This window comes from Ruegeria sp. YTSC003 (assembly GCF_059609785.1).
The window spans coordinates 84,691-104,988 of the sequence record NZ_JBXWMK010000009.1; the positions used below are offsets into that span (position 1 = coordinate 84,691).

Below are 20,298 nucleotides of genomic sequence, written 5' to 3' on the forward strand. Positions count from 1 at the left end.
CTTGCCAAAAAGGCCGCAGATTCCCGAAAACCTGCCTTTTACACCGCTTGCAGGCCTCTGATCTCGCCCTTATATACGCCGGGACGCGCGATGGTGTAGTGCTGTTGCGCAAACCAGATCGGGGCCGGATGCCATAACGGGTCCGGACCTCGAGACATCGCCTTGAAGAGAAAGGGATTGAACATATGGGAAAAGTAATCGGTATTGACCTCGGGACCACCAACTCGTGTGTGGCCATCATGGACGGCTCTCAGCCGAAGGTCATCGAAAACGCAGAAGGGGCGCGGACCACGCCCTCGATCGTCGCCTTCACCGAAGATGAGCGTCTGGTTGGTCAGCCTGCAAAACGTCAGGCGGTCACCAACCCCGACAACACGATCTTTGGCGTCAAGCGTCTGATCGGTCGTCGTGTGGATGATGCAGAAGTCCAGAAGGACAAGAAAATGGTGCCGTACGCCATCGTGGATGGCGGCAACGGTGACGCGTGGGTGGAAGCCCGCGGTGAAAAATACTCCCCAAGCCAGATTTCGGCCTTCACTCTGGGCAAGATGAAGGAAACTGCCGAGAGCTATCTGGGTGAAGAAGTCACGCAGGCGGTCATCACCGTTCCCGCGTATTTCAATGACGCACAGCGTCAGGCCACCAAAGACGCAGGCAAAATCGCCGGTCTGGAAGTGCTGCGGATCATCAACGAACCGACAGCCGCCGCGCTGGCCTATGGCCTGGACAAAGAAGAAACCCAAACCATCGCGGTTTATGACCTTGGTGGTGGTACGTTCGACGTGACCATTCTGGAAATCGACGACGGGCTGTTCGAGGTCAAATCGACCAATGGTGACACCTTCCTGGGTGGTGAAGACTTTGACATGCGCATCGTCAACTACCTGGCGGACGAGTTCAAAAAGGAACACGGTGTCGACCTGTCGCAAGACAAGATGGCCCTTCAGCGCCTGAAAGAAGCTGCTGAAAAAGCCAAGATCGAGCTGTCCTCGACCTCGCAGACCGAAATTAACCAGCCGTTCATCTCGATGGGCGCTAATGGTCAGCCGCTGCACATGGTCATGAAACTGACCCGTGCCAAGCTGGAATCGCTGGTTGGTGACCTGATCAAGAAGTCGATGAAACCCTGTCAGGCCGCATTGAAAGACGCCGGTTTGTCGGCGGGCGACATTGACGAGGTTGTTCTGGTCGGTGGTATGACCCGCATGCCGAAGGTGATCGAAGAGGTCACCAAATTCTTCGGTAAAGAACCGCACAAGGGTGTGAACCCGGACGAAGTTGTTGCCATGGGCGCCGCCATTCAGGCCGGTGTTCTGCAGGGTGACGTCAAAGATGTGGTTCTGCTGGACGTAACCCCGCTTTCGCTGGGGATTGAGACGCTGGGTGGCGTGTTCACCCGTCTGATCGACCGCAACACCACGATCCCGACCAAAAAGTCTCAGGTCTTCTCGACTGCCGAGGACAACCAGAACGCTGTGACCATCCGCTGCTTCCAGGGGGAACGCGAAATGGCTGCGGACAACAAGATCCTGGGTCAGTTCAATCTTGAAGATATTCCGCCCGCACCGCGTGGCATGCCTCAGATCGAGGTGACTTTTGACATCGACGCCAACGGCATTGTCTCGGTTTCGGCCAAAGACAAAGGCACCGGCAAAGAGCAGAAGATCACCATCCAGGCATCGGGTGGTCTGTCGGATGAAGATATCGACAAGATGGTCAAGGACGCCGAAGAGAACGCCGAGGCGGACAAGGAACGCCGCGAGCTGATCGAGGCGAAGAACCAGGCGGAAAGCCTCATCCACTCGACCGAGAAGTCGATGGAAGAGCATGCCGACAAGGTCGACCCGACCACCATCGAAGCTATCGAGCTGGCGATTGTCGCGCTGAAGGACGAGCTGGAAACCGAGAATGCCGACAAGATCAAGTCAGGCATTCAGAACGTGACCGAAGCCGCCATGAAGCTGGGCGAAGCCATCTACAAGGCGCAGTCTGAAGAGACCGAGGATGAGCCTGCGGCGGCGGATGCCGCTCCGGCTGGTGAAGACGATATCGTCGATGCCGAATTCGAAGATCTTGACGACGAAAAGCGTAAGTAACGGGAAACCGGGCCAATTCGGGCCGGTCCGGTCACCGGGCCGGCCCGATTACGTTGCGGCAGAAGGAAATACTGATGTCAAAACGCGACTACTATGATGTGCTCGGCGTGTCCAAGGGCGCATCAGCGGACGAGATCAAGAAGGGCTTTCGCACGAAAGCCAAGGAATTGCATCCCGACCGCAACAAGGACAACCCGGATTCCGAGGCTCAGTTCAAAGAAGCGAACGAAGCTTACGACGTCTTGCGCGATGCCGAAAAAAAGGCCGCGTATGACCGTTTTGGTCATGCCGCGTTTGAAAACGGTATGGGCGGCGGTGGCCGTCCCGGCGGCGGATTTGGCGGACAGGGCGATTTCTCCAGTGCCTTCTCGGACGTGTTCGATGACCTGTTCGGCGATTTTATGGGTGGTCAGCGCGGTGCTACCGGGGGTGGTCGACGGGCCGCGCGCGGGTCAGACCTGCGTTACAACCTGCGTGTAAGCCTGGAAGAAGCATTCTCTGGCCTGCAAAAGACGATCAACGTGCCTGCTGCCGTGGCCTGCTCGGCCTGTGACGGCTCGGGTGCGGAAGGCGGGGTTGAGCCCACAACCTGCCCGACCTGTTCGGGCATGGGGAAAGTGCGGGCGCAACAGGGCTTTTTCACAGTTGAACGGTCGTGCCCGACTTGTTCGGGTCTGGGTCAAATTATCAAGAACCCCTGTAAATCATGCGGCGGCGCCGGGCGCGTCGAAAAAGAACGCGCGCTGTCGGTCAACATTCCGGCCGGTGTCGAAACCGGCACACGCATCCGTCTTGCGGGCGAAGGTGAGGCCGGGATGCGCGGTGGCCCCCCGGGCGACCTGTATATTTTTGTCGAAGTTTCGGACCACAAGCTGTTCGAGCGCGACAGCGTAAACCTGTATTGCCGTGTTCCGGTCAGCATGGCCAAGGCAGCGCTGGGCGGTTCGATCGAAGTGCCCACTATCGACGGTGGCCGGGGTCGCGTGCAAATTCCGGCTGGCAGCCAGTCAGGACGTCAGATGCGCTTGCGCAGCAAAGGCATGCCCGCCCTTCGCGGCGGTGGCGTTGGCGATATGTTCATCGAACTGGCCGTCGAAACCCCGGTCAATCTGACCAGCCGTCAAAAAGAGCTGCTGCGTGAGTTCGACGATCTGGGCGAAGATAACCATCCGGAATCAAAAAGCTTTTTCTCGTCCGTCAAGTCATTTTGGGACGGTATGAAGGGCTGAACCTGCACACCTGAACATCAAACAGAAGCCGGTCCGTTGAGGCCGGCTTTTGCATTTCATAAGTCCAGATTGACCGTAATCTGCACCAAAATTGGCCCTTGATTCCCCCGCCATCCCCTGAGAGTGTCGCCCCAACCGTTGGGGTGCCCTGTTTGGGGGCTGAGAGGCGTGAATGCGCTAACCCATCGAACCTGATCCGGGCAATACCGGCGTAGGGAACGGTCTTTTAGTGTTTAGACGTTTTCCATGCCCGTTGCCCATTTTGAACCGGAGCAACGACATGGCACCCATTGCCTTAACAATCGCAGGATCTGACAGCGGCGGAGGGGCTGGAATTCAGGCTGACCTCAAGGCGATGTCCGCGCTTGGCGTTTACGGGGCCAGCGTGATTACCGCAGTGACGGCGCAGAATACTCGCGCAGTTACGGCGGTGCATGGCATCCCTCTGGACGTAATTGTAGCCCAGATCGAGGCTGTTCTGACCGACCTGGATGTTGGTGCGATCAAGATCGGAATGCTGGCGACCCCTCAGATCATCCAACGTGTCGCAGATAGTATCGCCGAATTTGATGGGCCGGTAGTTTTGGATCCGGTCATGATCGCGAAATCCGGCGATGCCTTGCTGGCAGAAGAGGCGGTGCAAACCCTGCGCGACGTATTGTTGCCGCGCGCGACGGTGTTAACGCCAAACCTGCCCGAAGCAGCCTGCCTGCTGGGCTCTGAGTCTGAGGACAGCCTCGAACAGATGATCGCACAAGGGCAAGATCTGTGTGCACTTGGCGCTGGTGCGGTTCTGATGAAGGGCGGTCACGGCAAGGGTGACATCTGCCATGACATATTGATCTCACATTCGGGCGTGATTGCTCAGTTTCAAGCGCCGCGCCAACAGACCCGCAACACCCACGGAACCGGGTGCACGCTGTCCTCATCCATAGCGGCCGGGTTGGCTAAGGGCCTTTCGCTGCCCCAGGCCGTGGCGCAAGCACATGACTATCTGCAAGGCGCCATCGCTCAGGCTGATGCTCTAAAAATCGGACAAGGTCACGGGCCTGTTCATCACTTCCATCAGGTTTGGCCCGCGTGACCGTCTGGTCGATCATAGGGGCAGGTGTGGCCGGGTTGGCCGTTGCTTCCGAACTTGTCGCGCGCGGGGCCAAGGTTCAGGTGTTTGATCCCGGTGGTGCACCTGGGCCGCATGGCTGCTCCTGGTGGGCGGGCGGAATGTTGGCACCTTGGTGCGAGTATGAAAACGCCGAGGAACCTGTCCTGCGTCTGGGGCAATTGGCAATCGACTGGTGGGCCAAACGCACTCAGGTCCACAGGCGCGGCACACTGGTTGTTGCTAACCCACGGGATCTGCCGGATCTGCGTCGTTTCGCCCGCAGAACTGAGGGGTTTTCTGAAGTTGATGACAGAGAAATAACCTTATTAGAGCCTGATCTGTATGGTTTCAAAAAAGGTCTCTACTTTGCTGCGGAAGCCCATTTGGATCCGCGTCAGGCCTTGCTGGATCTGTCGCACCAGCTTCAGGATCACGGTGTTGAATTCCATCATGCGTGCGCTCCGACGGGATTGGACAACGCCATTGATTGCAGAGGTCTGCACGCGCGCGAATACCTGCAGGACTTGCGCGGCGTGAAGGGTGAGATGCTGGTGATACGGTGCCCAGACGTGACACTGACCCGGCCTATACGCCTGCTTCATCCACGCGTGCCGCTGTATATCGTTCCACGCGGCGACGGCGTCTACATGCTGGGCGCGACAATGATCGAATCCGAGGATAGCAGCCGAATTACCGCACGCTCGATGCTTGAGTTGCTGAGCGCAGCCTACGCCCTGAACCCCGCCTTTGGTGAGGCTGAAGTGTTGGAAACCGGCGTCGATCTGCGCCCCGCTTTCCCCGACAACCTGCCGCGTATTCGGCGGCTGGGACCGACAATCTATGCCAACGGCCTCTACCGCCACGGCTACTTGCTGGCCCCTGCACTGGCCAAGGGCGTGGCTGACCTAGCGTTGGACAACAAACATTCGGAGATGGTCGATGAAGATCGTACTTAACGGCGAGATGCGCGACGTGCAGGCCGAAACTCTTTCCGGCCTTTTGCAGGAATGCGGGTTTTCGGGCCGGGTGGCGACGGCTGTGAACGAGGGTTTTGTGCCTTCGAGCCTGCGCAAGGCCCGTAAAATCAAGGATGGCGATCGGATCGAAGTCGTCGCCCCGATGCAGGGGGGGTGAGCGATGAAGACCGTCTACGGCACATCACTGCCGAACCCGCTGATGCTGGGCACCGCGCAATATCCAAGCCCTGCAATCTTGGAACAGGCATTTCGGGACAGCGGGGCCGGGGTGGCCACCGTATCTTTGCGACGCGAAGCAGGCGCAGGACAAACCTTTTGGCAGATGATCCGCGATCTGAGCGTTCTTATCCTGCCCAACACAGCGGGTTGCCATACGGTGAAAGAGGCTGTGACCACCGCCCATATGGCACGTGAGGTGTTTGACACCAAATGGATCAAGCTGGAACTAATCGGGCATACCGACAGCCTCCAGCCCGACGTGTTCCAACTGGTCGAGGCCGCGCGCATTCTGACCGAAGACGGGTTCGAGGTGTTTCCCTATACCACGGACGACCTGATCGTGGGTGAGCGCCTTTTGGCGGTAGGGTGTGAGGTTCTGATGCCTTGGGGCGCTCCGATAGGCTCGGGCCGTGGTTTGAACAACGAATACGCCTTGCGCGCAATGCGGGCTGAGTTTCCCGAAGTACCACTGGTGATTGACGCAGGTATCGGCCTGCCCAGCCACGCCGCTCATGCGATGGAGCTTGGGTATGATGCTGTTCTGCTGAACACTGCGGTGGCACGGGCCGGTGATCCCGCAGCAATGGCCAAGGCGATGAAGCTGGGCATCGAGGCCGGGCAATTGGCCTATCAGGCCGACCCGATCGAAGCGCGCGATATGGCCGAACCCTCGACCCCCGTTATCGGAAAGGCGTTTTTGTCATGAAACTCGACCGGTTTTACCCAATCTTCGACCATTCCGACTGGCTGCGCCGGATGCTGCCTCTGGGCGTGAAACTGGTGCAGTTGCGGATCAAGGACCAACCGGATGCGGTCGTGCGTGAACAGATCGCGGTTTCGCGGGATCTGTGCCGTGCGCATGGGGCTGTTCTGGTGGTGAATGACCATTGGCAGGTTGCCATCGACGCAGGCTGCGACTGGATTCATTTGGGACAAGAGGATCTGGATGACGCAGATCTGAAGGCGATCCGACGCGCAGGGCTGAAACTGGGTGTCTCGACCCATGACGATGACGAGCTTGAGCGTGTTCTGGCCATGACCCCCGATTATGTCGCGCTTGGTCCCGTCTACCCAACGATCCTGAAAAAGATGAAATGGGAACAACAAGGCCTGCCGCGTGTCACTGAATGGAAAGCGCGCGTGGGGGAAGTCCCTTTGGTCGGTATAGGCGGGATGAGTGTGGAGCGCGCGCCGGGGGTGTTGCAGGCCGGGGCGGACATTGTCTCAGTCGTGACAGACATCACCTTGAATGCAGACCCAGAAGCCCGCGTACGTGCGTGGATCGAGGTCACTAAATGAGCCGCTACGCCCGTCAGATGATCCTGCCGGAGGTCGGCGCCCGTGGACAGGCCCGCCTATCCGGCGCGCGGGTTCTTGTGGTGGGGGCCGGGGGGTTGGCAGCGCCGGTTTTGCCTTTGCTGGCTGGTGCTGGGGTTGGATATTTGACCATCGTAGACCCCGATGAAGTCGCCCTGTCGAACCTCCCTCGCCAGACCTTGTTTGGCGAGGGGGACTGTGGCCGTCCCAAAACCGAAGTCGCGGCTGAGCGGTGTCAGGCCTTAAACTCTGAAATTACGATCTCCACGAAAAATCAGGCTCTAACCAATCTAAATTCGCAACGATTTGCCTCACAAGTCGATGTCATCCTCGATTGCGCAGACAGTTATGCGGCAAGCTATACGCTGTCGGATACGTGTCGCGCGCTTGGCAAACCGCTGATAAGCGCCTCGGTCCTAGGGTTGTCCGGCTATGTCGGCGGTTTCTGCGGTGGTGCCCCATCTTTGCGGGCGGTTTTTCCCGACGCGCCGGGCAGCGGTGCAAGCTGTGCCACGGCTGGTGTGTTGGGTCCGGTCGTCGGAATGATTGGCGCGATGCAAGCGCAAATGGCACTGAGCGTTATTCTCGGGCTGGACCCTTCGCCACTCGGGCAGATGATTCAGTTCGATGCCCGCACGATGCGAAGCAGCACGTTCCGCTTTGACGGCGCGCCTGAGCCCAGCCATCACTTCCCGTTTGTGTCGGCCTGCCAACTGACCACGGATGATCTGATCATCGAGTTGCGCAGCCCGGATGAGGCCCCTGAACTCATTCATCCCAACGCGCTCCGCGGGTCTTCTGAATTGGTAAAAATAGAGCCTAACAAAAGCAAAAGACTGGCATTTTGCTGTTCCACCGGCCTGCGTGCGTGGTGTGCTGCCGAAAAATTGCAACCGGATTGGCCGGGCGAGATCGTTCTCGTCGCGGCCTCAACCTCGTGAACGAAAAGGATACGCGAGATATGAAAAAGCTGATGACAGCAATTGCCCTGCTGGCCGCCGCGCCGGCCTGGGCCGAAGACAAGATGACCGTTCTGCTGGACTGGTTCGTTAACCCCGACCACGGGCCTATCATCGTGGCGCAAGAGAATGGATACTTTGCTGACGAGGGGCTGGAGATTGAGATTGTGCCACCCGCCGACCCATCGGCCCCTCCGCGTCTGGTTGCCGCCGGGCAAGCTGATCTGGCGGTGTCCTACCAGCCGCAACTTCACCTGCAAATCCATGAAGGCCTGCCGCTGAAGCGCGTCGGCACCTTGGTCGCGACGCCCTTGAACTGCCTGCTGGTGCTACAGGACGGTCCGATCAAAACGCTCGCCGACCTCAAGGGCAAAAAAATCGGCTTCTCGGTCGCGGGTGTGGAAGAGGCGGTGCTGGGCGCCATGCTGAACGCCCATGATGTCGCGCTGGACGATATTGAGATGGTCAACGTCAACTTCTCGCTGTCGCCCTCGCTGATGACGGGGCAGGTGGATGCGGTGATCGGGGCCTTCCGGAACTTTGAACTGAACCAGATGGATATCGAAGGCGTCGCGGGCCGCTGTTTCTACATCGAGGAAGAAGGCGTGCCGTCTTATGATGAGTTGATCTATGTCGCCAACCCCGACACGATGGATGCAGACAAGGTCGCCCGCTTCCTGTCTGCGACCGAAAAAGCGACCCAGTTCATCGTCAACAACCCGGAAAAAAGCTGGGAAATCTTCGCCGCCACCTCACCCGAACTGCAGGATGAACTGAACGCGCGCGCTTGGGTGGATACACTGCCCCGTTTCGCGCTGCGCCCGGCGGGTTTTGATGCAGGTCGCTATGCCCGTTTCGAGGCCTTCCTCAAAGACAGCGGTATGATCGATAGCATCAATCCGGTCAGCGACATCTCAGTAGATGTGACCGTGCAATGAGCGACTATGGCAAAGCATTTGCGCTGATGCGTGAGGCGGCGCAGGGGCCGTGGCAGGATTACACCTGCCACGCTTTTGTCGAAGGGATGAAGGACGGAACTCTGCCGCGTGCGGCGTTTCTGCATTACTTGCGGCAAGATTATGTGTTCCTGATTCATTTCTCGCGCGCCTGGGCGCTGGCAGTCGTGAAATCGGAAACACATGCGGAAATGTTGGCAGCCTCGCGCACCGTGAATGGGCTGATCAGCGAAGAGATGAAGCTGCATATCGGGATCTGCGAGGCCGAAGGCATCCCGCAGGACCAGCTGTTTGCCACGCCGGAACGTGCCGGGAACTTGGCATATACGCGTTTCGTGCTAGAGGCTGGGTACAGCGGCGATCTACTTGATCTGCTGGCGGCTTTGGTACCTTGTGTGATGGGCTATGGTGAGATTGGCACAAGACTGGCGACCGAGGCGACGTCTGACACCTATCGCGATTGGATCGCCACCTATGCCAGCGATGACTACCAAGATGCCTGCGTGGCGGTTGGGGAATTGTTGGATATGGCTCTAACGAGGCGTATTGGAGAGAATTTCGAAGCATCCCCGCGTTGGACTCGTCTGTGCCACACCTTCCGTACCGCGACCGAGTTAGAGGTCAATTTCTGGCAAATGGGCCTGACCCCATGACCCCAGCCCCCGATCTGACCGTCCGTGGTTCGGCTGCGATTGGCGACTCGTTATTGTTCGCGCCGTTGACCCTGACGCTTGCAGCAGGGCGGTGGACGTGTCTGCTGGGTGGATCGGGGGTCGGCAAAACCACCATTCTGCGCCTGATTGCTGGCTTGGACACTGGCGCAGAGTTCACCGGTCAGATTACCGCCAGTGACGGGCAATCTGTGCGGGAGCGGGTAGCCTACATGGCGCAGGACGATCTGTTGTTGCCTTGGGCGAATGTGGCGCAGAACGTCCTGCTGGGTGCGTGGTTGCGTGGAGAAAAGCCAGATTTGCGCCGCTGTGATCTGCTGATCGAACGGATGCGCCTGCAGGATCATATGGCAAAGAAGCCCGGCGAACTCTCTGGTGGGCAACGTCAACGCGTGGCCTTGGCCCGCACGTTGATGGAAGATCGGCCCATCGTTCTACTGGACGAGCCGTTCTCGGCCCTGGACGCCCGCACCCGCGCGGATATGCAGGACCTTGCGGCCGAAGCGTTACAGGGCCGAACTGTTCTGCTGGTCACCCATGATCCGGGCGAGGCTGCGCGGTTGGGTCAATCCATCGTGGTCATGACGCAGAATGGGATAACGCCCTGCCAGCCCCCTCATGCACCGGCCCCGCGCAAGGTGGACGATCTGGAAACGCTGGAAACGCAAGGCGCGCTACTGCGGCTGTTGCGGGAGGAGGCGGCATGAAACTGCTGTCGGGCCTTGCCGCCACTCTGTTCGCGTTGGCAATCTGGCAGGCAATCGTCTCGGCAACCGGCCTTCCGAAATTCATCCTTCCGGGCCCCGCTTTGGTGGCTGAGACCTGGTGGCAAAACCGCTGGATCATTGCTGAACACACATGGGTCACGGCCGTTGAGGTCATAATTGGCCTGGCCTGCGGGACGGTATTGGGGGTCGTTACCGCGCTCCAACTGGCGAATTCCCGCGCCGCGCGGGTGCTGGTGCAGCCGATGCTGGTGTTCACGCAGGCGTTGCCGGTCTTCGCGCTGGCGCCGTTGCTGACGCTTTGGCTGGGCTATGGACTGTGGTCCAAGGTCGCGATGGCAGTGCTGATCATCTATTTCCCGATCACCTCTTCCTTTTTCGACGGGTTGATGCGCACGCCGCCCGGATTTCTTGATCTGGCGCGGACCATGCAGGCCAGCCGGCGCGCCTTGTTGTGGCACATTCGTATCCCCGCAGCTTTGCCCTCATTGGCTTCGGGCATGCGGCTGGCGGCCGTCTATGCCCCGATCGGAGCGGTGATCGGCGAATGGGTCGGGTCGTCGCAAGGATTGGGGTACCTAATGCTGCTAGCCAATGGGCGGGCCAAAACCGATTTGATGTTTGCGGCGATGCTGACGTTGGGGGTGTTTTCGATCCTGTTGCACATGGTTGTCCGACGGGCAACTGCAGGCATTGCGGGTGAGATGCGTTAACCATTCAGAAACCGATTCTGCGGCACGGTGGTCCAATGACTCAGGACGCCTTTGCCGAAGCCCCGATGCTGTTTGAAACCGACGAAGCCCCGGTGCAACCGCTGCCGTCTGGTCGCTTGCCGTCGTATATCAAAGATCACCGCAAACGATTGCGCGAACGGTTCATGTCTGGTGGGTCGGCGGCAATGCCGGATTACGAATTGTTGGAACTTGCCCTGTTCCGCTCAATCCCCCGGCAGGATGTCAAACCCCTGGCCCGTGCGCTGATGGATACGTTTGGCGACTTTAACCGCGTGCTGACCGCACCCGAAGAACGGCTGCGGCAAATCAAAGGCGTAGGCGATACGGTGATCACCGACCTGAAAATCCTTGAGGCTTGTGCACATCGGATGACCCGCGCGCGGGTCATGCAACGGCACGTCGTATCTGGCTGGGACGCGCTGCTGGATTATTGCCATACGACGATGGCCCATCGCGAGACTGAGCAGTTTCGCGTGTTCTACCTTGACCGCAAGAACGTACTTATCGCGGATGAAGAACAGGCCAAAGGCACTGTCGACCACGTTCCCGTCTATCCGCGTGAGGTAGCCAAACGCGCGCTGGAGCTGAATGCCTCGGCGCTAATCTTGGTACACAATCACCCATCGGGCGATCCGACACCTTCGCAATCGGATATCGATATGACCAACCGAATTCAGGATGCCTGCGTCGCGCTGGGCCTGACGCTGCATGACCATCTGATTATTGGCAAATCGAATGAGTTGAGCTTTCGGTCCGAGGGCTATTTGTAAGGGTTACTGAACCCAGACCTCGACCCTGCGATTGACTTTGCGGCCCCAGTCCGTGTCATCACAGGCCATGGGCATTGCTTCGCCAAATGCGTCCACGGCGATCTCGACACTCTCCGGAATGGCTGTTTCTACCGCCGACAGCACTGCGTTGCGCACGGTCTTTGCCCGCAGCAATGCGATCCTTGCATTGGCTGTGGCCGCGCCTTCGCCGTCGCTAAAGCCCACAAAGGTCAGTTTACGAGCGTCGATGGTCCCGGTTTCGAGGGCGTGGGCCAACTGCCGGATGTTGGAACGTGACTGCGCGTCGGGTCTGGAGGAACCTGCCTCGAACCGGAACGACAGAGACAGGCGCGATTGTGGGCGCAGCGTGTCGATCATGTGCTGTAACTCTTCCAACCCGACCTCGGCACCACCTGAAACCACTGCGTTGGCCAGACGATCCCCTTGCAACCCGATCCGCATGGTTTCGGGTTCTTGATCCACAAATCCGGCATCGCGGATCGCCATCTGTGCCTCGGCGCTTTGCGAATAGGCCAGGAATTGCCGCGCGATGCGGGGCAGGCGGATTTCCGGCAGATACAAGAACATCGGCGATGTCAGCGGATAATCTTCGGTCTTGATGGATTGCCGCGTGGCGGTCAGCGCGTGACCGCAACCGCCGGTCAAAGGCAGGCCCCGGGCAGGCCCGACCTCGGCATGGCTGGCGATACCGATGGCAAAGGGGTCATCAGCGACAGCGCGCACCAGATCGCTGCTACGGGTGTGACGTATAATTCCCTCGGCCAGCGTTGGCTGAGCAGGGGTCAGCAACCGATCCTCAACCCCTTGCGCCAAACCGGAACCGGCGTCTGGTAAGTGCAGGGAAACGGGCGCATCAGGTCCTCCAAGCTCAGACCAGTTCTTGATCTCGCCGGAAAACACGCGCACCAGTTCTGCTGGCGAAATTTGCCGCGCCGGGTTTTCCCGGGCCACAATTGGGACCAGCGCGTCCAGCGCGATGACCCGGGATCGCCTTGCATCTGCCAGATCACCCAGACCAGCGGTCTGCGCAGCCTCCTGTTCCGATGGGCGAATTTCACGCAATGCCATGACGATATCGGTCTCATCGGCGATCAGATCCGCAAAGCCGCCACCTGTGTTGTTAGGGGCGAAATAGAACCGCCCCAAAGGGGCATTGCGCCCGGTCTGGTGAAGCTCATAGGTGAATGCGCCGGAATCCAAACGCTGCGGCGTCGCCGACATCCCCTCTTGCTGGGCGAATCCAACGATCAGGGCCGGCAGTACCTTTTCCGCCATGACGGAGGAACCAGAGAACCGAACCTCGGCCACGAAATCCGTAAGGCTGGGGCAGGCGGGTCCTTCGCAGGTAACACCCGACCCATCCACGGTCAGCTCACCGAACTGCGTATCCACGCGATAGAACTCGCCATCAAAGCTCATCAGGTTGCCTGTGACCTCGACCTTGCCGTCTTGCGAGGTCAGCGTGATATCCTGTGCGTGCACATATGGCGCCAGAGTCACCGAAATCAGTGTGGCCACTGCCACACGAAAAAATGTCATAAGAAAGTCGAGCCTGCCTGCGGTTTAATTTGCCGCGATTGTCAGGTCTTGGAGCAGATTATTCAACACCAGAAAATCACCGGCTTGTGCGCAATCCGGCATGGGCAGCGTCAAATCGCGCGACCGCAGGCGGCGATCGCCACGCAACTCGAGCGATTGCACGGCCAAATCCCGGCCGCAATTTGCCTCGGTCACTTCGGCCTCGACCGTCAGTTCGATCGAACCGGTCTGGCTGGTTTCGCCTGCAGGGAAGGAATAGATTTCGATATTCTGCGCGTCACCGAACGCCTGTTGGCCTAAATGCATGACTTTGCCCGCACCTTTCGCGTCAGGGTCCGACGATACATGTCCAGTTGCGCCATAGCTGGCCCCAAATTCCAGCGCATGGATCTGCAGATCTGTCTCACCCTGCCATTGCAGTGCGATGCGGTTGTAGTTGGCCAGGTCGGGGATGTGAGTGGTGGCTACGGTCCCGGTCTGATCATCTACCGAGATCAGAAAGATCGCATATTCCGACAGGGCCGGGATCGTCAGATCCAAAGCGCCGTTTTTGTCCGTTCGTTGGGTAACTGTTAGTCCGCTGTGGTGGATTTCGATCCGTTCATTGCCGTGGCAGGGGGCTTTGACGGTCAGGCGCGCCGCAGCGCCGGGAACGGCTTTGGCACGGGCATTGAGAGTGCAGTTTTCCTGATCAGAGGGGGTCGATCGAGTGGGTTGCAGGGCGCGCCGCGATGCCTTGATGTCGGTGGTTGCATCAGCGGCCGGAAGCGAGGAGGTCAGAACAATTCCTTCCAGCCCGGCAATCACCGAGGACTGATTGGCGGCAGCCACAGTTACAGGAGCCTGCGCGCCATCCGATTGCGCTGGCGATCCATTTTGCATCAGGTAACCAATGGCTAAGGCACAAGCGAAGGTGCCGCCAGTGGTCACGTAATTCTTTATTACAAACAAAACACCCTCCCCAGTTGAAGGAGCGAGTCGCATCCTGAAGTTGAATCACGGCCAATATGTGGCCGTGAAACGGACTCAATGTGTTTTGATCAAGGTGACGTTAGGTCAGCCGGCCGTGGCAGTGTTTGAATTTCTTGCCAGATCCACAAGGGCAGAGATCGTTGCGCGACGGGTTCCCCCAAGTCGAGGGATCGTCTTCGACAAAGCCAGGGCGCGCATCGCCTGAAGCCTGGGCTTCGGCCAGTGCTTCCGCCTTGTCGGTGGCTTGATCCACCGCCCGTTGTGCCTGAGCTTGCTGAGCTTGCATCTGGGCCAGCATTTCGCGCTGTTCCTCTTCGGTCAGCGGACGGACGCGCGACAATTGCTGAGTCACTGTTTCGCGCAGACTGTCCAGCATCCCTTCGAACAGCTGGAAGCTTTCGTTCTTGTATTCATTCAGCGGGTCGCGCTGGGCGTAACCGCGGAATCCAACGACCGAGCGCAGATGTTCCAGCGTCAGCAAGTGCTCGCGCCATTTGCTGTCGATCGTCTGCAGCAGAACCTGCTTTTCGATGTTGCGCATATTTTCGGGACCGAAGGCTGCCGCCTTTTGCGCCATCATCTCATCGGCAGCATTGACCAGACGCTCGCGCACCTGTTCATCATCGACGCCTTCCTCGGCGGCCCAGTCCTGTACAGGCGCGTCGATGGTCAGCTTTTCCTTGATTGCCGCGTGCAGGCCATCGGTATCCCACTGATCGGCATAGGTTTTTGGCGGCATGTATTCGTCGATCAAATCGTCAATCACCTGTTCGCGCATGTCCGAGACGATCTCGGACAGGTCATCGGTCGACATGATTTCGCGCCGCTGGCTGAACACCACTTTACGCTGATCATTCATCACGTCGTCGAATTTCAGAACGTTCTTGCGCATGTCAAAGTTTCGGCCTTCGACCTTGGACTGTGCGCGTTCCAGCGACTTGTTCACCCAAGGATGAACAATTGCCTCGCCCTCTTTCATGCCCAGCGTAGTCAGAACCTTGTCGAGCCGTTCCGAGCCAAAGATGCGCATCAGGTCGTCTTCGAGGCTCAGGTAGAACACGGTGCGGCCCGGGTCACCCTGACGGCCCGAACGACCGCGCAGCTGGTTGTCGATCCGACGGCTTTCGTGACGTTCGGATGCCATGACGTAAAGACCACCGGCCGCCAGAACCTTTTCCTTTTCCTCGGCGTGGCGGGCCTCTTCCTTGGCGCGCAACTCGGCAGGATCGGCCTCGGGGTTTTCGGCCAGCGCCTGGAGCACATTCATCTCGACATTGCCGCCCAGCTGAATGTCGGTGCCGCGGCCAGCCATGTTGGTGGCAATGGTCACCGCACCATATCGGCCAGCATCGGCCACGATTTGTGCCTCTTGCTCGTGCTGGCGGGCGTTCAGAACGTTATGTTCGATGCCTTCCTTTTGCAGCAGCTGGCTTAGCAGTTCGGATTTCTCGATCGAGGTTGTGCCCAAAAGAACCGGCTGGCCCTTTTCCTGCGCTTCCTTGGTCTCGTCAATCATCGCGCCGTATTTCTCACCGGCGGTGCGATAGACCTGATCGTCTTCGTCAAGACGGGCAATCGGCCTGTTGGTCGGAACCTCGACCACGCCCAGACCGTAGATTTCGGCGAATTCTTCGGCTTCGGTCAGCGCGGTGCCGGTCATGCCACCCAGCTTGTCATACAGACGGAAGTAGTTCTGGAAGGTCACACTGGCCAGCGTCACGTTTTCAGGCTGAATTTGGACGCCTTCCTTGGCTTCGATGGCCTGATGCAGACCTTCGGACAGACGGCGACCTGGCATCATCCGGCCTGTAAACTCGTCAATCAGAACGACGTTTCCGTCACGGACGATGTAGTCTTTGTCACGTGTAAACAGCTTGTGTGCGCGCAGACCCTGGTTGACGTGGTGTACCACCGTGGTGCTTTCGGGGTCATACAGAGAATGGCCTTCGGGGATCAGACCGTTGGCAATCAGCTGTTGTTCCAGGAACTCGTTGCCCTCATCGGTGAAGGTCACGTTCCGGGACTTTTCATCCAACGTAAAGTGATCATCGCTTAGCGAGGGGATCAGGGCGTCGATGCTGGTATACAGGTCCGAGCGGTCCTCGGACGGGCCCGAGATGATCAATGGCGTCCGCGCTTCGTCGATCAGGATCGAGTCGACCTCGTCCACAATCGCGAAATTGTGGTACTTTTGGTAAATCTGATCCAGCTCCGCCTTCATGTTATCGCGCAGATAGTCAAAACCCAACTCGTTGTTGGTGGCATAGGTGACGTCACAGGCGTACGCGGCTTTTTTGTCGGCATCCGGCTGACCCGACCAGATTACGCCGGTGGTCATGCCAAGGGCACCAAAGACTTTGCCCATCCACTCGGCGTCACGCTTGGCCAGGTATTCGTTTACCGTAACCACGTGCACGCCCTTGCCGGTCAATGCGTTCAGGTAGGCGGGGAAGGTGGCAACCAGCGTCTTGCCCTCACCCGTCTTCATTTCCGAGATATTGCCCTGATGCAGGAACGCGCCGCCCATCAGCTGTACGTCAAAGGCGCGCAGACCCAGCGCGCGTCTGGCACCTTCGCGAACGTTGGCAAAGGCTTCTGGCAGCAAGTCGTCCAGCGCCTCACCATCAAGTGCGCGTTTGCGCAGTTCGGCGGTCTTTTCGATCAGGCCCTCATCGGACAGCTTTTCGAACTCAGGTTCCAGCGCATTGATCTTTTCGACCAGCGGACGGGTCGCCTTGATCTTGCGGTCGTTCGGTGTTCCGAACACCTTTTTGGCGAGCGTTCCGAGTCCCAGCATGTTCACTCCAGCGGATCTGTTCTTGTCTTGGTTGCGACAGGCTTGCCCACCTTGCTTGCAACCCATAGATACGGGGGATGAAAGGCGGCCCTGTCCAAGGCTTCAAAGCGATGTAAGCGGCAGGTCCCAGAGTGTCAACGCCACGCCCCGTCGCGGCAAAGAAATAGGATGATTCCATGCCCAAAGGCCTCACTTTTCTGCCATCGCTGGCTCTGGCTGCCGTGATGGCGATGCCGCTTGCCGCCGAAACCAAGCCGGACGCGGATACGGTTGTCGCCAATGTGAACGGGGATGAAATCACATTGGGTCACGTTATCGCATCCGTTGCAGCCCTGCCGCCGAATTACGCCGAGGTCGAAGATGATGTTCTGTACGAATTCGTAATCGAGCAATTGATCCAGCAGCAATTGCTGGCGCAGCAGCAGGACGATCTGAACCGGCTGAACCAGTTGGGATTGGAAAACGAAGGCCGTTCCATGCGGGCGGTGCAGACAGTAAATGCGTTGCTGGGCGATGTCGTGACCGAAGAGTCAATTCAGGCAGCCTATGATGCGGAATTTGGCAACTTCGAAGGCGAAGATGAGTTCGACGCCAGCCATATTCTTGTAGCCACCGAAGAAGAAGCCAAGGAAATTAAAACTCTGCTGGATGACGGCGGCGATTTTGCCGAAACGGCCAAGGAAAAGTCGACCGGCCCATCGGGTCCGAATGGCGGGTCATTGGGATGGTTTGGCAAGGGCCAGATGGTGCCGGAATTCGAAAACGCCGTTGTTGCGTTGGAAAAGGGTCAGATTTCGGATCCGGTGCAAACACAGTTCGGCTGGCACCTGATCATTCTCAACGACACGCGAAAATCCGAAGCGCCGGAACTTGATGCCGTCCGTGAACAGCTGGCACAGTCCCTTCAGCAGGACGCGATTCAAGCCAAAATCGACGAGCTGACGCAGCAGTCGCAGATCGAACGCCCTGCTTTGGACGGTGTTGGCCCCGAGGTCATCCGTCAGATCGACCTGATTCAGGAGTAACCCCAGTGGCCGCGATCACCAAGGTTTCGCCGCTGGCTCCAGCGGCCTTCCCCGAATTGCCTGCGATTGACGGTGTGCGTTTTGCCACCGTCGAGGCTGGCGTGCGTTATCAGGGCCGTACCGACGTGATGTTGGCGGTTCTGGATCCGGGCACATCTGTGGCTGGGGTGTTTACCCGGTCCGCCACACGCGCAGCCCCCGTGCTGGACTGTCAGGACAAGATCGGCGGGGCTAGCGATGGGCCTGCGGCGATATTAGTGAACTCGGGCAATGCCAATGCCTTTACCGGTCACTATGGCCAAACCTCGGTGGCCGAGGTGACGCAGGCCGTCTCCAAAGCCACCGGTGTCGCGGTAGAGCGGGTCTTTACCTCATCAACCGGCGTGATTGGTGAGCCGCTGCCCCATGACCGCATCGTAGCACAGCTTGAGGCGTTGAAGATGGGCCTCAGCCGTCATGCCATCGAGGATGCGGCGCGGGCGATCATGACCACGGATACGTTCCCCAAAGGGGCCAGTGTGCAGGTCGAGATTGACGGAAAAACAGTCTCTATTGCAGGGATTGCCAAGGGGTCAGGCATGATCGCGCCGGATATGGCGACGATGCTGGTCTACATCTTTACCGATGCACAGGTCGAACAGCCCGCCTTGCAGGCCATGCTGGGCGCGCAGACCGACCGGACATTCAACTGCATCACCGTGGACAGTGACACCTCGACCTCGGACAGCCTGTTGCTCTGTGCAACCGGGGCCTCGGGTGTGGACGCAACCGGCGATGCGGCGTTTGCCGAGGCACTGGAAGGCGTGATGCTTGACTTGGCGCAACAGGTGGTGCGCGACGGTGAAGGTGCTACGAAATTTGTGGAAATTCGTGTAACCGGTGCCGCGTCGGATACGGACGCCAAGGTGCATGGGCTGGCGATTGCCAACTCACCGCTGGTTAAAACGGCTATTGCTGGTGAAGACCCGAACTGGGGCCGGATCGTCATGGCTATCGGTAAATCCGGTGCCGCCGCTGACCGCGACCTGCTGAGCATTTCCTTCGGCGATATTCTGGTTGCCGAAAAGGGCTGGGTCAGCCCGGATTACCGTGAGGATGACGCCGCCGCCTATATGAAAGGTCAAGACCTTGTGATTGCGGTCGATCTTGGGCTGGGCGAAGGCAAATCCACCGTTTGGACCTGCGATCTGACCCACGGCTATATCGAGATCAACGCGGATTATCGCTCGTGAAGACCTTACTGGTGTCTGCTGTCGCCCTGATCGACATTGAGGGCCGGGTGCTACTGGCCCAACGACCCGAGGGCAAATCCATGGCCGGTCTCTGGGAGTTCCCCGGTGGCAAAATCGAACCCGGCGAAACCCCCGAGGCTGCCCTGATCCGCGAATTGCACGAGGAACTGGGCATCGACACCTGGGCCTCATGCCTCGCCCCGCTGACCTTTGCCAGCCACAGCTATGACGATTTTCACCTGCTGATGCCGTTGTTTGCTTGTCGCAAGTGGGAAGGTATTCCGCAGTCGAAAGAAGGTCAGGCGTTGAAATGGGTGCGTGCGAATGAGTTGCGGAACTATCCGATGCCTGCGGCGGATGTGCCTTTGATTCCGATTTTGCGGGATTGGTTGTAACTTGCTGATTTTCCGTCTTGAAAAAGAGACTTTAATGGAAAGTACGATAACGACCTCTGTTGGAAGCAGTGAATGGGAAATCGCCCCTGCAAACACTATTGCAGTTATCTTGCTGTTTGTACTGTTTATCTATTTGTTCTTTAGACACTTTATGTTTGTTCTAATGGTCATGGACGTGGGTATTGGTTGGCTTAGGAAATTTGAGTGGTTCCCCAAAGAAAAGCGGCGGCTCAAAGCTCTGTTCCACTGGATGGTCGCAAATGCGCTATTTTTTGGGTACTTATTGGTTGCGGATAAGCTCGGGTATCTTGAGTTTATCCCCACTTGAAAAATTCTCCAGCCAAGAAGCTCTTTTGACTTACGTCTGTCAGGCGGTCCGATTTCTGTACTACCACTGTTACAATTCGTAAGAATTGAGAAAACATCAGGAAAAAGTTGACGCTGATCTTTCCTGCGTCCCTTATTGGGGCGTTGGCGTCCGGGGTTGATCCCTGGTCCGTCGTTTCCGGCCCGGAGGAGGGGTCGGATGGGGAGGAGAAAGAGATTGGCTCAGACGCAGTCG

General features: G+C 58.4%; 20 protein-coding genes and 1 riboswitch. Of the genes, 17 read left to right on the plus strand and 3 right to left on the minus strand.

Annotation, left to right across the window (positions count from 1 at the left end; translation table 11 throughout):
* Window positions 1–185: 185 nt before the first annotated feature.
* From dnaK to radC, 13 genes are all read left to right on the plus strand, one after another.
* A complete protein-coding gene (dnaK, locus tag AC2FFH_RS16665) occupies window positions 186–2,096 on the plus strand; it encodes a molecular chaperone DnaK (RefSeq protein WP_496765948.1) in 1,911 nt (636 codons plus the stop codon).
* Window positions 2,097–2,170: 74 nt separating this feature from the next.
* Window positions 2,171–3,325, plus strand: a complete 1,155-nt coding sequence (gene dnaJ / locus AC2FFH_RS16670) for a molecular chaperone DnaJ (protein ID WP_282119766.1) — start codon at window positions 2,171–2,173, stop codon at window positions 3,323–3,325.
* Between the two features lie 129 nt (window positions 3,326–3,454).
* Window positions 3,455–3,560, plus strand: a riboswitch (TPP riboswitch).
* A 45-nt stretch (window positions 3,561–3,605) separates the two neighbouring features.
* Complete coding sequence (gene thiD / locus AC2FFH_RS16675) at window positions 3,606–4,409, plus strand: bifunctional hydroxymethylpyrimidine kinase/phosphomethylpyrimidine kinase (RefSeq protein WP_496765944.1); 804 nt, start codon at window positions 3,606–3,608, stop codon at window positions 4,407–4,409.
* The gene (locus tag AC2FFH_RS16680) at window positions 4,406–5,383 is read left to right on the plus strand and encodes an FAD-dependent oxidoreductase (protein WP_496765941.1); all 978 of its coding nucleotides are present in this window, start codon (window positions 4,406–4,408) and stop codon (window positions 5,381–5,383) included. Before thiD ends, AC2FFH_RS16680 begins: the two co-directional genes overlap by 4 nt.
* Entirely contained in the window at window positions 5,367–5,561 is a 195-nt protein-coding gene (gene thiS, locus AC2FFH_RS16685) for a sulfur carrier protein ThiS (RefSeq protein WP_496721321.1), read from the plus strand. Before AC2FFH_RS16680 ends, thiS begins: the two co-directional genes overlap by 17 nt.
* Before the next feature lie 3 nt (window positions 5,562–5,564).
* The gene (locus tag AC2FFH_RS16690; protein WP_496765939.1) at window positions 5,565–6,329 is read left to right on the plus strand and encodes a thiazole synthase; all 765 of its coding nucleotides are present in this window, start codon (window positions 5,565–5,567) and stop codon (window positions 6,327–6,329) included.
* Window positions 6,326–6,922, plus strand: a complete 597-nt coding sequence (locus tag AC2FFH_RS16695; RefSeq protein WP_496765937.1) for a thiamine phosphate synthase — start codon at window positions 6,326–6,328, stop codon at window positions 6,920–6,922. Before AC2FFH_RS16690 ends, AC2FFH_RS16695 begins: the two co-directional genes overlap by 4 nt.
* On the plus strand, window positions 6,919–7,881 hold the full coding sequence (locus tag AC2FFH_RS16700; RefSeq protein ID WP_496844853.1) for a HesA/MoeB/ThiF family protein: 963 nt from the start codon (window positions 6,919–6,921) through the stop codon (window positions 7,879–7,881). Before AC2FFH_RS16695 ends, AC2FFH_RS16700 begins: the two co-directional genes overlap by 4 nt.
* Window positions 7,882–7,901: 20 nt before the next feature.
* Window positions 7,902–8,837, plus strand: a complete 936-nt coding sequence (locus AC2FFH_RS16705; RefSeq protein WP_496844854.1) for an ABC transporter substrate-binding protein — start codon at window positions 7,902–7,904, stop codon at window positions 8,835–8,837.
* Window positions 8,834–9,508: a thiaminase II gene (gene tenA / locus AC2FFH_RS16710; RefSeq protein ID WP_496844855.1), complete on the plus strand. Its 675-nt coding sequence runs from the start codon at window positions 8,834–8,836 to the stop codon at window positions 9,506–9,508. The genes AC2FFH_RS16705 and tenA overlap by 4 nt, the downstream gene beginning before the upstream one ends.
* A complete protein-coding gene (locus AC2FFH_RS16715) occupies window positions 9,505–10,233 on the plus strand; it encodes an ABC transporter ATP-binding protein (RefSeq protein ID WP_496844856.1) in 729 nt (242 codons plus the stop codon). Before tenA ends, AC2FFH_RS16715 begins: the two co-directional genes overlap by 4 nt.
* The gene (locus tag AC2FFH_RS16720) at window positions 10,230–10,964 is read left to right on the plus strand and encodes an ABC transporter permease (protein WP_496844857.1); all 735 of its coding nucleotides are present in this window, start codon (window positions 10,230–10,232) and stop codon (window positions 10,962–10,964) included. The genes AC2FFH_RS16715 and AC2FFH_RS16720 overlap by 4 nt, the downstream gene beginning before the upstream one ends.
* A 35-nt stretch (window positions 10,965–10,999) precedes the next feature.
* On the plus strand, window positions 11,000–11,755 hold the full coding sequence (gene radC, locus AC2FFH_RS16725; RefSeq protein ID WP_282119755.1) for a RadC family protein: 756 nt from the start codon (window positions 11,000–11,002) through the stop codon (window positions 11,753–11,755).
* Between the two features lie 3 nt (window positions 11,756–11,758).
* Here the strand turns inward: radC and AC2FFH_RS16730 are convergent, their stop codons facing one another.
* The 3 genes from AC2FFH_RS16730 to secA all read right to left on the minus strand — a co-directional run bounded on the left by AC2FFH_RS16730 (window position 11,759) and on the right by secA (window position 17,084).
* On the minus strand, window positions 11,759–13,315 hold the full coding sequence (locus AC2FFH_RS16730) for a phosphate ABC transporter substrate-binding/OmpA family protein (RefSeq protein WP_496765922.1): 1,557 nt from the start codon (window positions 13,313–13,315) through the stop codon (window positions 11,759–11,761).
* 24 nt (window positions 13,316–13,339) lie between these two features.
* The gene (locus AC2FFH_RS16735; protein ID WP_496844859.1) at window positions 13,340–14,266 is read right to left on the minus strand and encodes a hypothetical protein; all 927 of its coding nucleotides are present in this window, start codon (window positions 14,264–14,266) and stop codon (window positions 13,340–13,342) included.
* A 100-nt stretch (window positions 14,267–14,366) separates the two neighbouring features.
* Entirely contained in the window at window positions 14,367–17,084 is a 2,718-nt protein-coding gene (gene secA / locus AC2FFH_RS16740; RefSeq protein WP_496844861.1) for a preprotein translocase subunit SecA, read from the minus strand.
* A gap of 176 nt (window positions 17,085–17,260) precedes the next feature.
* On the opposite strand from secA, the gene AC2FFH_RS16745 reads away from it, so the two are divergent.
* The 4 genes from AC2FFH_RS16745 to AC2FFH_RS16760 are packed head-to-tail and all read left to right on the plus strand — an operon-like array spanning window position 17,261 to window position 20,064.
* Window positions 17,261–18,109, plus strand: coding sequence for a peptidylprolyl isomerase (locus AC2FFH_RS16745; protein WP_496844862.1), 849 nt, complete (start codon window positions 17,261–17,263; stop codon window positions 18,107–18,109).
* 5 nt (window positions 18,110–18,114) lie between these two features.
* Window positions 18,115–19,341 carry a bifunctional glutamate N-acetyltransferase/amino-acid acetyltransferase ArgJ gene (argJ, locus tag AC2FFH_RS16750; protein WP_496844863.1) on the plus strand — a complete coding sequence of 409 codons (1,227 nt, stop codon included), beginning with the start codon at window positions 18,115–18,117 and terminating at the stop codon, window positions 19,339–19,341.
* Window positions 19,338–19,736 (plus strand): 8-oxo-dGTP diphosphatase MutT, encoded by a 399-nt coding sequence (gene mutT, locus AC2FFH_RS16755; RefSeq protein ID WP_496765915.1) that lies wholly within the window; start codon window positions 19,338–19,340, stop codon window positions 19,734–19,736. Before argJ ends, mutT begins: the two co-directional genes overlap by 4 nt.
* Before the next feature lie 34 nt (window positions 19,737–19,770).
* A complete protein-coding gene (locus tag AC2FFH_RS16760) occupies window positions 19,771–20,064 on the plus strand; it encodes a hypothetical protein (protein ID WP_496765911.1) in 294 nt (97 codons plus the stop codon).
* Window positions 20,065–20,298 lie beyond the last annotated feature (234 nt).